This window comes from Bacillus sp. 9.4, assembly GCF_055486415.1.
In genome coordinates this window covers 263,857-276,924 of the sequence record NZ_JBVFMU010000002.1, presented here as the reverse complement: position 1 = coordinate 276,924, position 13,068 = coordinate 263,857, and the positions used below count along the sequence as shown (strand labels likewise).

Sequence of the window (13,068 nt, the reverse complement as noted above, 5' to 3'; positions counted from 1 at the left end):
GTTGAAAAAGAGTCAATATTTTATCGTTTTTATTTGTTTTTTCGTTTTATTCAGTGTACATCCGATTGCTGCTGCCGCGGCAGACTCTGATAATTCAACTGTAAACGAATGGTTTCAAAAAAAAGATGAAAAAAATGCAGATAAGTCAGAGCAAAAGAAAGAAAAAACAACAAAAACTGCTGATGAGACGGAGGGAGCGGCTGCTCCTTCTGTCTCAGCTTTTGATTTTGTAAAGATGATTTTCGCTTTACTGTTTGTTATCGTGCTGATTTACGGGCTGGTTAAGCTCATGAACAAAAGAAATCGGCTCCTAAAGCCTTTTCAATATGTTGAAAATATTGGCGGCACATCGGTCGGCCAGAACAGATCCATACAATTGATCAAGGTCGGGAAAAGTGTGCTCGTCGTCGGTGTAGGAGAGACGATCCAGCTGCTGAAAGAAATTGAGGATGAAAAAGAGATTGAAGTCATTCTCAGTCAGCATGAAGAGGCAATGTCAAGCAAAATAGAGTGGCAAAAGTTTGTGAAGCCGCATAAGAGTTCTGAACATCAGCCGCAGCAAAAACTGCCTTCATTTTCAAAAGCATTAAAAGAGCAACTTGAAGAGTTAAAACAAAACCGTTCTGAAGGAAAGAAGAAAGGCCCACGTCATCATGAATGAGTTTATTAATATTTTCAGTTCAAGCGATCCGGAAAACGTAAGTTCAACTGTTAAATTACTATTATTGTTAACTGTATTTTCAGTGGCGCCTGGAATATTGATTCTTATGACTTGTTTTACTCGCATCGTCATTGTTCTGTCATTTGTCAGAACTTCACTTGCGACGCAATCTATGCCCCCAAACCAGGTTCTTATCGGGCTTGCGCTGTTTTTAACATTTTTTATTATGGCTCCTACTTTTTCAGAAATTAATAAAGAAGCGCTGACCCCATTAATGGACAACAAAATCAGCTTGGATGAAGCGTATACGAAAGCTGAGGAACCGATTAAAGAATTTATGAGTAAACACACAAGGCAGAAGGATCTGGCGCTGTTTATGAATTACGCGAAAATGGATAAACCTGAATCATTAAAGGATATTCCGTTAACAACAATGGTTCCGGCTTTTGCCATATCGGAGCTTAAAACAGCATTTCAAATAGGTTTTATGATTTTTATCCCTTTTTTAATTATAGATATGGTAGTGGCGAGCGTCTTGATGTCAATGGGAATGATGATGCTGCCTCCAGTTATGATTTCTCTGCCCTTTAAAATATTACTTTTTGTTTTGGTAGACGGCTGGTATTTAATTGTGAAATCTTTGCTTCAGAGCTTTTAGGGTAGGTGCTAAACGTGAGTTCAGAATTTGTAATTTCTATGGCGGAAAAAGCCGTATACGTAACGCTGATGATCAGCGGGCCATTATTGGCTATTGCTTTACTGGTCGGTTTAATTGTCAGCATATTTCAGGCGACAACTCAAATCCAGGAACAGACTTTGGCGTTTATTCCGAAAATCGTGGCGGTTCTCCTGGCTCTCATTTTTTTTGGTCCGTGGATGCTGTCGACGATTCTTTCATTTACAACAGAGCTGTTTTCTAATTTAAATCGTTTTGCAGGGTAATGTAGAGATGAATTCAATTATTGACTTATTTCCTGCTTTTTTATTGGTTTTTATTAGAATCTCTGCTTTTTTTGTAACGATTCCGCTATTTGGACATCGGAATGTGCCAGCTGTTCATCGCATAGGATTTGCTTTTTTTCTTGCAGTTATTTGTTTCAGCACCATTGATAAACCGCCCTCTTTGGAGATAGATGAGCACTATATGCTCTTGGCGTTTAAAGAAGCTTTGGTCGGCCTATGTCTGGGTTTAATTGCTTATATGATGATTGCCGCAGTGCAGATTGCCGGCTCGTTTATTGATTTTCAAATGGGATTTTCAATAGCAAACGTTATTGATCCGCAAACCGGTGCACAAAGTCCGTTGATTGGCCAGTTTATCTATACGATGGCACTTTTGTTTATGCTGAGTGTCAATGCCCACCATTTGCTGCTGGACGGTATTTACTACAGCTTTCAGTATATTTCAGTTGATCAGGCATTTCTGAATTTCGGCGATGAAAAGTTTGCCTATTTTATCGCGAAAAGCTTTAATGCAATGTTTATTATCGCTTTTCAAATGTCAGCGCCGGTTGTGGCCAGTTTGTTTCTAGTTGATTTAGCATTAGGTATCGTGGCTCGAACTGTTCCGCAGTTAAATGTATTTGTGGTCGGTCTGCCTTTAAAGATCGCTGTCAGTTTCATCATGCTCATTGTATGTATGTCCGTTATCTTCGTCGTTGTCCGGAATGTTTTCAGTTTAACGATTGAAACGATGCGGAATCTTTTAGCATTGGTCGGTGTTTCTTAATGAAGCTTAGAGTTGACCTGCAGTTTTTTGCGGGAGAGAAGACAGAAAAAGCCACTCCGAAAAAACGGAAGGATACGCGAAAAAAAGGGCAAGTAGCCAAAAGCTCGGATGTCAATACCGCCGTTTCTTTACTGGTAATATTCCTTTCGCTTATTGCAATTGGTCCGTATATGAGAGACAGGCTGCTGTCATTCATAGAAACATTTTATACCGAATCTCTCACAATGAAGCTCTCAGAATCAAATGTGCATACATTGTTTGTCAGCTTATTAAAGGATATGGGCATGATACTCGCACCGATCTTGCTTGTTGCTCTTGTTGCAGGAGTCGTAAGCAACTATATGCAGGTTGGGTTCTTGTTTTCTGCTGAAGTGATACAGCCTAAGCTTGAAAAACTGGATCCGATCAAAGGCTTTAAACGAATATACAGTATGAGGGCGATTGTAGAGCTGATTAAATCAATTTTGAAAATCGTAGTCGTCGGTTTTGCAGCTTTTGCTGTGCTTTGGCTGCATTATGGAGAAATTCTCCGGCTTCCTCTCCTGACACCCGAAGAGGCACTTTCTTTCGTTTCAAAACTCACTTTGTGGATGGGACTAAGCGGTGCAGGTGCATTGTTGATTCTTGCGGGTCTCGACTATTTATATCAGAGATTTGACTATGAGAAAAATATCAAAATGTCAAAACAAGATATAAAAGATGAGTACAAAAAATCTGAAGGAGACCCGATTATCAAGTCTAAAATTAAACAAAGACAGCGGGAAATGGCGATGAGGCGGATGATGCAGGAAGTTCCAAAAGCAGATGTCATTATCACAAACCCGACTCACTATGCGATTGCTTTGAAATATGATGAAGAAAAAATGGACGCACCTTATATTGTTGCAAAAGGCGTCGATCACCTTGCGTTAAAAATCAGGAAAATTGCTAAAGAGCATGATGTCATGATGGTAGAAAACAGACCGCTTGCCCGTGCGTTATATGATCAGGTGGAAATTGACCAGGCAGTGCCGGAAGAATTTTTTAAAGTTTTAGCAGAAATTCTGGCTTACGTATATAAAACAAAACAAAAAGTATATTGAATTTTTCGATTTAAAAGGAGAGAAAAAACAGCATGTCAACAAGAGATTTATCCGTTTTAATAAGTGTTGTCCTCATTGTGGCGATGCTGGTGATTCCATTTCCTCCATGGCTGTTAAGTATTTTGATCATTATTAATATTTCTCTTGCGTTGATCGTGCTTCTCACCACAATGAATATGCAGGAAGCGCTTCAGTTTTCGATTTTTCCGTCACTGTTGCTGCTTTTGACCCTATTTCGTTTGGGATTGAACGTCTCAACTACCCGTTCAATTCTTTCACACGGTGAAGGAGGGAAAGTCGTCGAGACTTTCGGAAATTTCGTTGTCGGCGGAAATGTATTAGTTGGACTCGTTGTATTTATCATCCTTATTATTATTCAGTTTATCGTCATTACAAAAGGTGCTGAACGTGTTTCCGAGGTTGCAGCAAGGTTTACGCTGGACGCAATGCCTGGGAAGCAGATGAGTATTGATGCTGATTTAAACGCAGGGATGATTACCGAACAGGAAGCGAAGCATCGCCGCGAAAAAGTGGCAAGAGAAGCAGACTTTTATGGAGCAATGGACGGTGCCAGTAAATTTGTAAAAGGTGACGCCATTGCCGGAATCATCATTGTGATGATCAATATTATTTTCGGAATCGTGATCGGAATGCTTCAGCAGGGCATGTCCATTCAAGAGGCTGCTTCACACTTTACGATGCTGACTGTAGGGGATGGAATTGTTTCGCAAATCCCGGCACTGTTAATTTCTACGGCTACGGGTATTGTGGTCACAAGAGCTGCCTCTGAAGGAAACTTAGGGCATGACATTACAGGCCAGCTGTTTGCGTATCCAAAGCTTTTATACGTCGCAGCAGCTACGATCATGCTTTTAGGTATTTTCACTCCGATCGGCATCCTTCTGACGGGGCCGCTTGCGGGATTGCTTGCTTTTGGCGCATATACACTATCTAAATCAGGTAAGGAAAAAGAAGAAGTGGATGAGATTCTTGAGGAAGAGGCTGAGGTGGACGAGCTTAAAAGCCCTGAAAGTGTTGTTCAGCTTCTGCATATAGATCCGATAGAATTTGAGTTTGGATATGGCCTGATACCGCTTGCTGATGCCAATCAAGGCGGTGATTTATTAGACCGAATTGTTATGATACGCCGTCAGTTGGCTTTGGAACTCGGGCTTGTCATTCCTGTCGTGCGAATCAGAGATAATATAGCGTTGCAGCCTAATGAATACCGATTGAAAATTAAAGGAAACGAAGTAGCAAAAGGCGAGCTGTTGCTTGATCATTATTTAGCGATGTCGCCTACTCCTGAGGACGATCTCATTGAAGGGATTGAAACAGTGGAGCCTTCATTCGGGCTGCCGGCTAAATGGATTAGCGAAGCGGTAAAGGATGAAGCCGATATGCTTGGTTATACAGTAGTTGATCCTGCATCAGTCGTTTCAACGCATATTACGGAGAAAATTAAGCAGCATGCCCACGAATTGATCGGAAGGCAGGAGACAAAACAGCTGATCGATCACTTGAAAGAATCGTATCCAGTCCTGGTTGAAGAGGTTGCGCCGAATCCATTGTCTGTCGGTGATATTCAGAAAGTGCTTGCTAAGCTTTTAAAAGAAAAAGTTTCAATTCGAAACTTAGTAACGATTTTTGAAACACTTGCTGACTATGGGAAATTAACAACAGATTCTGATCTCTTGACAGAGTATACAAGACAAGCGCTTGCTAAACAAATTACAGCCCAGTTTGCCAAAGAAAATGAAGTGTTGAAGGTTGTTACTTGTTCCGGCCGTGTAGAAAAAGCAATAGCAGACGGTGTGCAGCAGACGGAACACGGGAACTATTTATCACTTGAACCAGATATTTCAGAAAGTATAGTGCGCTCTGTCGCTAAAGAAGCTGAACAGCTCTCATTACGTCAGGAAACCGCGATTCTTCTTTGCTCGCCGCCTGTCAGAATGTATGTGAAGCAGCTTCTGGAACGGTACTTCCCTGATCTTCCGGTACTCTCTTATAACGAACTTGAGGCGAATGTTGAGGTACAAAGCATTGGAGTGGTGGATATTTAATGAAAATAAAAAAATTTACTGCTGCTTCAATGCAAGAAGCGGCACTTCTCATCAGAAAAGAGTTAGGTAATGAAGCGGTCATATTAAATTCGAAAAAAATTAAAAAGCGAAAATGGTTTGGCCTCGTCAACAAGCCTGCTGTTGAAGTAATCGCCGTATTGGATCAGGACTTTCTTGAGAAAAAAACGCCTCAGAAGGCAGCTGAACCGAAACAAACATTAAAAACTCCGGTCAGCAGTCCGAAAATAGAGGAGAGAACATATCCCCCTCAAATTCCGGCGCAACAGGAGCTAGGTGATTTTTCAGCATATCAATCTGTACTTCCTGAGCCGCTGCGAAAAGCAGAAAAGCTTTTGCAAGAAACAGGGATCAAAGAGTCTACGAAAACGAACACTCTGAAAAAATTGCTTCGCTTCTCTGTTGAAGCAGGCGGCTTGACTGAAGAAAATGTTGTCGGCAAACTTCAGGAAATACTATGCGATATGCTGCCCTCAGCAGACAAGTGGCAGGAGCCAATTCATTCAAAATATATCGTTCTCTTTGGTTCAACAGGGGCTGGTAAAACAACTACACTGGCTAAACTCGCAGCCATATCTATGCTTGAAAAACATAAAAAAATCGCTTTTATTACAACAGATACGTATCGTATTGCAGCTGTTGAACAGTTGAAAACATACGCTGAACTGCTGCAGGCTCCTCTGGAAGTTTGCTATACAAAAGAAGAATTTCAGCAGGCGAAGGAGTTATTTTCTGAGTATGATCATGTGTTTGTTGATACAGCCGGAAGAAACTTCAAGGACCCGCAATACATTGATGAACTGAAAGAAACGATTCCTTTTGAGAGCAGCATTCAGTCATTTCTTGTTTTATCCGCGACTGCAAAATATGAAGATATGAAGCATATTGTCAAACGGTTTTCATCCGTCCCTGTCAATCAGTATATTTTTACGAAAATAGATGAAACGACTTCCTTAGGTTCTGTATTTAATATACTGGCAGAATCAAAAATAGGTGTCGGGTTTATGACAAACGGACAGAATGTGCCTGAGGATATACAGACTGTATCTCCACTTGGTTTTGTGAGGATGCTGTGCAGATGAACAGATATGACCAAGCAGCAACTTTACGGGCGAAAATGGAAAAACGTGAGCGCGTTCTGCCAATGGTTTATTCACAACAAGCGAAGACACTTGCTGTCATCAGCGGCAAGGGCGGTGTCGGAAAATCCAATATTACCTTAAATATGGCACTTGCGCTGCAGGATAAAGGTAAGAAAGTGCTGCTCATCGACCTTGATATCGGGATGGGGAACATTGATATATTAATGGGAAATTCATCGTCTACCACGATAATCGATGTTTTAACGGACCGTAAGCCTTTGCTGCAGTCATTATCCGTTGGCCCAAAGGGTTTGCGGTATATATCAGGGGGAACTGGTCTGGATGTGATGTTCCAGCTCGATCAGAGAAAATGGACGTTTTTTGCCAATGAACTTTCTCATGCATTAAGCCAGTTCGATTATGTGCTGTTTGACATGGGAGCAGGCTTATCAAAAGATCAACTGCCTTTTATTTTATCAGCAGAAGATATTTTGATTATAACAACTCCCGAGCCGACGGCCATTATGGACGCATACAGCGCTGTCAAGCACTTGGTTTTGACAGAAAATAAGCTTTCAATGAAGGTGGCTGTCAATCGGTGCCGTGACCAAAAGGAAGGGCTTGACGCTTTTGCCCGCCTCTCCCGTACAATTCATATGTTTTTGGATGTTCAGGTTCAGTTTGCCGGTTCCGTTTCTGACGATGTGATCGTGAGCAAAGCGGTTGTCGAACAGGTTCCTTTTTTCATAAAAAGCCCTCAGGCAAAAGCCAGCCGGTCAGTCCGTATTTTAGCGGACGCCTTGTTTGAAAGAGAAGAAACGAGACACAAAGAAGACAAACAGACATTTATTGAGAAATTATCTTCTTTTTTAATGAGGAGGGCTTAATTTGATTCGTGTGCTTGTAGTTGATGATTCAGCTTTTATGAGAAAAATGATAAGTGATTTTCTGACCGAGGAAAAGCAGATAGAAGTAATCGGAACTGCGAGAAACGGAGAAGAAGCGCTTAAGAAGATTGAATTATTAAAACCGGATGTTATTACTCTTGATGTTGAAATGCCGGTCATGAATGGGACAGATACGCTCCGCAAAATTATTGAGATTTATAACTTGCCGGTCATTATGGTGTCTAGCCAGACCGAGAAAGGTAAAGAATGCACAATTAATTGTTTGGAGATCGGTGCCTTTGACTTTATCACAAAGCCATCAGGCTCAATATCTCTGGATCTATACAAAATTAAAGAACAATTAGTTGAGCGTGTCGTCGCGGCAGGACTTTCCGGCAAGCGGAAACGTCCTGTTTCCCAGACAGTTCGGCCCGAACCTATTGTGCGTGCTGTCGTTAAGCCTGAATTAAGCAAACCGAAACCTGGCACGGGCAGACAAATTGTGTGTATCGGCACATCAACAGGCGGTCCACGGGCGTTACAAAAGGTGATACCGAAGCTCCCTAAGGATTTGAACGCACCAGTGGTTGTCGTTCAGCACATGCCTGAAGGGTTTACTGCTTCTTTGGCTGATCGGCTGAATCATTTATCTGACATTCAGGTAAAAGAAGCAAAAGATGGTGAAGCAGCTCTTAACGGCTGTGTTTACATAGCACCGGGCGGAAAAAACATATCCGTTATTAAAAACAGCGAGGGACTCCAGATTGTGCTTGATAACCATGACACACCAAGCCGTCATAAACCATCTGCTGATTATTTATTCCGTTCTGTCGGGAAACTGACAGATTATGAAAAAGTAGCGGTTATCATGACCGGAATGGGCAGTGACGGCACTGCTGGGCTAAAGGACATGCTAACAGCCGGCAATGTGAAAGCCATTGCGGAGTCTGAAGAATCTTGTGTCGTATACGGGATGCCAAAAGCTGCTGTTAAAGCGGGTCTCATTCATGAGATTAAACATGTGGAAGATATCGCAGCATCCATCACAAGCTGTGTGAAAAAAGAGAGGGTGTGATTCAAATGGATATGAATCAGTATTTAGATGTCTTTATTGATGAGAGTAAAGAACATTTACAAACATGTAATGAAAAGCTTCTTCTTTTAGAGAAAGACCCGACTGATCTTCAGCTCGTACATGATATATTCAGGGCTGCCCATACATTAAAAGGAATGAGCGCAACGATGGGCTACACGGATTTAGCACATCTAACACATCTGCTTGAAAACGTGCTGGATGCAATCCGAAACGGAGACATGGAAGTCACCTCAGACTGGCTGGATATTTTGTTTGAAGCTCTGGATCACCTGGAAGCAATGGTTCAGTCTATTATTGATGGCGGAGATGGTAAAAGAGATATTTCAGAAGTGAGTGCCAAGCTTGATGTGAATGGTGGGCACGCTGAATCCGCCGCCTCCGCGGAACCTGCAGAAGCACAGAGTTCAGCATCTGATTGGGAATATGATGAATTTGAACGTACAGTTATACAAGAAGCGGAGGAGCAAGGCTTCAAACGATATGAAATCAAGATTTCTCTGAACGAAAACTGTATGTTAAAAGCAGTTCGTGTCTATATGGTGTTTGAAAAACTAAATGAAGTCGGAGAAGTAGCCAAAACAATTCCAAGTGCTGAAGTGCTTGAAACAGAAGACTTTGGAACTGACTTTCAAGTTTGTTTCTTAACACATCAATCAGCGGAAGACATTGAACAATTAATCAATGGCGTGTCGGAAATTGAGCATGTTGAAGTCATTCAAGGGGCTCCTTTAACATCAGCCGAAAAGCCTGAAGAATCTAAGCAAGAAGATTCACCAGCAGCAGCTGTACCTGCGAAGCAGGAGAAACAAAAACAGCCTGCTAAAAACGATGAACAGGCGAAGCATTCAGCCGGCGGATCTAAAACAATTCGTGTCAACATTGACAGGCTTGATTCTTTAATGAACTTATTTGAAGAGCTTGTCATTGACCGCGGGCGTCTCGAGCAGATTGCGAAAGAGCTTGAGCACAATGAACTGACTGAAACGGTTGAACGAATGACGAGAATTTCCGGAGATTTGCAATCGATTATTCTGAATATGAGAATGGTCCCGGTTGAAACCGTTTTTAACAGATTCCCGAGAATGATTCGCCAGCTTCAGAAAGAGCTGAATAAAAAAATTGAACTCTCGATCATCGGTGCGGAAACTGAACTGGATCGTACAGTAATTGATGAAATCGGAGATCCACTCGTTCACTTGATCAGAAACAGTATTGACCATGGTATCGAGGCGCCGGAAACACGTTTGCAAAAGGGAAAACCGGAATCAGGAAAAGTTGTGCTTAAAGCTTATCACAGCGGCAACCATGTCTTTATCGAAGTAGAGGATGACGGCGCAGGCCTTAATCGCAAAAAAATTCTGGAAAAAGCGCTTGAGCGCGGAGTCATAACGGAAAAAGAAGCTGAAACCTTAGAAGACAACCAAATTTACGAATTGATTTTTGCTCCGGGGTTCTCAACTGCTGACCAAATTTCTGATATTTCCGGCCGCGGTGTCGGACTTGACGTTGTAAAAAACAAACTGGAATCTCTTGGCGGTTCAGTAAGTGTGAAATCAGCCGAAGGTCAAGGCTCTCTATTCAGCATCCAGCTGCCGCTTACCTTGTCTATTATTTCAGTTCTGCTGATTAAGTTGGAAGAAGAGACATTTGCCATTCCGATTTCTTCAATCATTGAAACAGCAGTTATTGACAGAAAAGACATTTTGCAAACGCATGACCGTGAAGTGATTGACTTTAGAGGGCATATTGTCCCTGTCGTTTATTTAAAAGAAGAGTTTAAAATAGAAGATACAAGAAAAGATGCGGAACAGCTCCATATCATTGTCGTGAAAAAAGGCGACAAACCTACTGCATTTGTGGTGGACTCCTTTATTGGCCAGCAGGAAGTTGTGCTGAAATCACTCGGAGATTATTTAACAAACGTCTTTGCAATTTCCGGAGCTACTATTTTAGGAGACGGAGAAGTAGCGCTCATTATTGATTGTAATGCACTGATTATTTAACCATTCGAGGAGGTGTCTCACATGACTGCAGAAATTAAAACAGGCGAAAAAATGATAGTCTTTATGGTAAATGGCAAAGAATATGCCATTTCCGTCACTCAGGTGAAATCAATTGAAAAATGGCAAAAGCCAACGAGGGTACCTGGCGTCGAACCATATATTTGCGGGGTAATCAATTTACGCGGGGTGGTGACTCCGGTTATTGATTTAAGAAAACGCCTGAATTTGCCAGAGTATGAAATTACCGATGAAACACGAATTATCATCATTGCTTATCGTGATATTGAAGTCGGCTGGATTGTGGATGAAGCGAATGATGTGATTACCGTACACGAAAGTGAAATAGAATCTGCTCCAGAAGGCGTTCAGAAAGATACGGATGTGTCGATCGAACAGATTGTGAAACAAGAGAACAGACTCTTAAATATTATTGATGCGAACGCGGTTTTGGATAAAGAATCATCTCAGTCCGCTGTGCCCGATCAAGCTTAATCTTAAAGGGGTTATGACATGAGTATTTTTAATGGAATCAAAGAAGAGCAGATGGACATTTTGCGGGAAGTCGGCAATATAGGCGCCGGCCACTCCGCCTCTGCAATGGCCCAGCTGTTAAATAGAAAGATAGATATGGAAGTCCCATTTGCAAAGCTGCTGTCTTTTGATGAGCTTGTTGATTTTTTCGGCGGCGCCGATGTCCCGGTTGCCAGCATCTTTTTAAGAATGGAAGGCGATTTAACGGGTTCAATGTTCTTTATAATGCCTTTTTTTCAGGCGGAGCAGTTTATCAGAGAGCTTATTGGAAACCCCGATTTTGACATAGAGGACTTAGGTGAAGACCACATGAGCTCATCCGCTTTGCATGAACTGGGCAATATTTTAGCGGGGTCATATTTAACAGCTTTGGCGGATTTGACGAAGCTCCAGCTCTATCCAAGTGTTCCTGAAGTCTCATTGGACATGTTCGGAGCTGTGATCAGCGAAGGGCTGATGGAGCTCAGTCAGGTTGGAGAACACGCCATTGTTGTCGACACGTCAATTTTTGACCAAAGCCATCAGCAGGAGCTGAAAGCGCATATGTTTATGCTGCCGGACTATGATTCATTTGAAAAGCTCTTTGTCGCCTTAGGTGCATCATTATGAGTACAACTGAGGCTGTTGTTATAAAGGTTGGGATTGCTGACGTGAAGATCGCCCGCTTCCCGGATACCATCCGGACCTCTGGTTTGGGCTCATGTGTGGGGCTGGTGCTTTATGATAAAGAAAAGCAAACGGCGGGTCTTGTTCATGTCATGCTTCCGGATTCGACGTTATCGAAAACTGCCGAGCTCAACCGGGCTAAGTACGCTGACACCGCCGTACAGACCACGATTGATATGCTGATAGAAGCGGGATGCCGGAAATTTGCATTAAAAGCAAAGCTGGCCGGCGGATCAGAGATGTTTAAATTTAAATCGACAAATGATTTGATGAAGATCGGACCGAGAAATGTATTAGCGATAAAAGAACAGCTGTCTTTATTTAATATTCCTATTATTAGTGAAGATACGGGCGGCTCAAGCGGCCGGACGATAGAATTTGAACCGAAGTCCTGCATGCTGCATATTCGAACTGTTAAACAAGGTGAAAAAACGATTTAATTAAGGTATTAGGGGGATAACAATGCAATCCTTGAATTATGAAGATCAGGTGCTTTGGACGCGCTGGAAAGAGTGGAAAGATCCTAAAGCCGGTGACGACTTAATGCGCCGTTACATGCCGCTTGTCACATATCATGTAGGCAGAATTTCTGTCGGGCTGCCGAAATCAGTGCATAAAGACGATCTTATGAGCCTTGGTATGCTTGGTTTATATGATGCCCTTGAAAAATTTGACCCCAGCCGGGACTTAAAATTTGATACCTACGCCTCGTTTAGAATTCGCGGCGCAATCATAGACGGGCTTCGTAAAGAAGATTGGCTGCCCAGAACCTCACGCGAAAAAACAAAGAAGGTTGAAGCGGCAATTGAAAAGCTTGAACAGCGGTATCTTCGGAATGTATCGCCCGCGGAAATTGCAGAGGAACTCGGAATGACGGTACAGGATGTCGTGTCAACAATGAATGAAGGTTTTTTTGCAAATCTGCTGTCAATTGATGAAAAGCTCCATGATCAAGATGACGGGGAAAACATTCAAGTCATGATCAGAGATGACAAAAATGTTCCGCCTGAAGAAAAGATTATGAAGGATGAACTGATTGCACAGCTTGCGGAAAAAATTCACGAACTCTCTGAAAAAGAACAGCTGGTTGTCAGTTTGTTCTACAAAGAGGAGTTGACACTGACAGAAATCGGACAAGTATTAAATCTTTCTACGTCCCGCATATCTCAGATCCATTCAAAGGCATTATTTAAATTAAAGAATCTGCTGGAAAAAGTGATACAATAATGAATTTCATGGTTAGCGAG

14 protein-coding genes are annotated in these 13,068 nt (G+C 42.1%); all 14 read left to right on the top strand.

Translation table 11 applies throughout. From position 1 onward, the window contains the following. Window position 1 precedes the first annotated feature (1 nt). From fliZ to sigD, 14 genes are read left to right on the top strand one after another with little or no spacing between them, the layout of a single operon-like run. Complete coding sequence (gene fliZ / locus ACZ07B_RS07920; RefSeq protein ID WP_024571383.1) at window positions 2–661, top strand: flagella biosynthesis regulatory protein FliZ; 660 nt, start codon at window positions 2–4, stop codon at window positions 659–661. Further along, a complete protein-coding gene (gene fliP, locus ACZ07B_RS07915) occupies window positions 654–1,319 on the top strand; it encodes a flagellar type III secretion system pore protein FliP (protein WP_003245692.1) in 666 nt (221 codons plus the stop codon). The genes fliZ and fliP overlap by 8 nt, the downstream gene beginning before the upstream one ends. Window positions 1,320–1,333: 14 nt before the next feature. Then, complete coding sequence (gene fliQ, locus ACZ07B_RS07910) at window positions 1,334–1,603, top strand: flagellar biosynthesis protein FliQ (RefSeq protein WP_003220888.1); 270 nt, start codon at window positions 1,334–1,336, stop codon at window positions 1,601–1,603. 7 nt (window positions 1,604–1,610) lie between these two features. Continuing rightward, complete coding sequence (fliR, locus tag ACZ07B_RS07905) at window positions 1,611–2,390, top strand: flagellar biosynthetic protein FliR (RefSeq protein WP_464877088.1); 780 nt, start codon at window positions 1,611–1,613, stop codon at window positions 2,388–2,390. After that, window positions 2,390–3,472, top strand: a complete 1,083-nt coding sequence (flhB, locus tag ACZ07B_RS07900) for a flagellar biosynthesis protein FlhB (RefSeq protein WP_003231949.1) — start codon at window positions 2,390–2,392, stop codon at window positions 3,470–3,472. The genes fliR and flhB overlap by 1 nt, the downstream gene beginning before the upstream one ends. Before the next feature lie 32 nt (window positions 3,473–3,504). Then, window positions 3,505–5,538 carry a flagellar biosynthesis protein FlhA gene (flhA, locus tag ACZ07B_RS07895; RefSeq protein WP_445603962.1) on the top strand — a complete coding sequence of 678 codons (2,034 nt, stop codon included), beginning with the start codon at window positions 3,505–3,507 and terminating at the stop codon, window positions 5,536–5,538. After that, window positions 5,538–6,638, top strand: coding sequence for a flagellar biosynthesis protein FlhF (gene flhF / locus ACZ07B_RS07890; protein ID WP_003231945.1), 1,101 nt, complete (start codon window positions 5,538–5,540; stop codon window positions 6,636–6,638). Before flhA ends, flhF begins: the two co-directional genes overlap by 1 nt. After that, window positions 6,629–7,525 (top strand): flagellum location/number ATPase FlhG, encoded by an 897-nt coding sequence (gene flhG, locus ACZ07B_RS07885; RefSeq protein ID WP_445603961.1) that lies wholly within the window; start codon window positions 6,629–6,631, stop codon window positions 7,523–7,525. The genes flhF and flhG overlap by 10 nt, the downstream gene beginning before the upstream one ends. A gap of 1 nt (window position 7,526) precedes the next feature. Beyond that, entirely contained in the window at window positions 7,527–8,600 is a 1,074-nt protein-coding gene (gene cheB, locus ACZ07B_RS07880; protein WP_014476816.1) for a protein-glutamate O-methylesterase CheB, read from the top strand. Window positions 8,601–8,605: 5 nt separating this feature from the next. Next, the gene (cheA, locus tag ACZ07B_RS07875; RefSeq protein ID WP_464877087.1) at window positions 8,606–10,624 is read left to right on the top strand and encodes a chemotaxis protein CheA; all 2,019 of its coding nucleotides are present in this window, start codon (window positions 8,606–8,608) and stop codon (window positions 10,622–10,624) included. Between the two features lie 21 nt (window positions 10,625–10,645). Then, complete coding sequence (gene cheW, locus ACZ07B_RS07870) at window positions 10,646–11,116, top strand: chemotaxis protein CheW (protein WP_003231938.1); 471 nt, start codon at window positions 10,646–10,648, stop codon at window positions 11,114–11,116. Between the two features lie 18 nt (window positions 11,117–11,134). After that, entirely contained in the window at window positions 11,135–11,764 is a 630-nt protein-coding gene (gene cheC / locus ACZ07B_RS07865; protein WP_003231935.1) for a CheY-P phosphatase CheC, read from the top strand. Further along, window positions 11,761–12,261, top strand: coding sequence for a chemoreceptor glutamine deamidase CheD (gene cheD, locus ACZ07B_RS07860; RefSeq protein ID WP_003244852.1), 501 nt, complete (start codon window positions 11,761–11,763; stop codon window positions 12,259–12,261). Before cheC ends, cheD begins: the two co-directional genes overlap by 4 nt. 22 nt (window positions 12,262–12,283) lie before the next feature. After that, window positions 12,284–13,048, top strand: coding sequence for an RNA polymerase sigma-28 factor SigD (sigD, locus tag ACZ07B_RS07855; RefSeq protein WP_003220911.1), 765 nt, complete (start codon window positions 12,284–12,286; stop codon window positions 13,046–13,048). Window positions 13,049–13,068: the final 20 nt, after the last annotated feature.

Bases quoted from the DNA above. Each gene is read 5' to 3' on its own strand.
- fliP (WP_003245692.1), top strand. From the start codon at position 654: ATGAATGAGTTTATTAATATTTTCAGTTCAAGCGATCCGGAAAACGTA.
- fliR (WP_464877088.1), top strand. From the start codon at position 1,611: ATGAATTCAATTATTGACTTATTTCCTGCTTTTTTATTGGTTTTTATT.
- flhB (WP_003231949.1), top strand. From the start codon at position 2,390: ATGAAGCTTAGAGTTGACCTGCAGTTTTTTGCGGGAGAGAAGACAGAA.
- flhA (WP_445603962.1), top strand. From the start codon at position 3,505: ATGTCAACAAGAGATTTATCCGTTTTAATAAGTGTTGTCCTCATTGTG.
- flhF (WP_003231945.1), top strand. From the start codon at position 5,538: ATGAAAATAAAAAAATTTACTGCTGCTTCAATGCAAGAAGCGGCACTT.
- cheA (WP_464877087.1), top strand. From the start codon at position 8,606: ATGGATATGAATCAGTATTTAGATGTCTTTATTGATGAGAGTAAAGAA.
- cheW (WP_003231938.1), top strand. From the start codon at position 10,646: ATGACTGCAGAAATTAAAACAGGCGAAAAAATGATAGTCTTTATGGTA.
- cheC (WP_003231935.1), top strand. From the start codon at position 11,135: ATGAGTATTTTTAATGGAATCAAAGAAGAGCAGATGGACATTTTGCGG.
- cheD (WP_003244852.1), top strand. From the start codon at position 11,761: ATGAGTACAACTGAGGCTGTTGTTATAAAGGTTGGGATTGCTGACGTG.
- sigD (WP_003220911.1), top strand. From the start codon at position 12,284: ATGCAATCCTTGAATTATGAAGATCAGGTGCTTTGGACGCGCTGGAAA.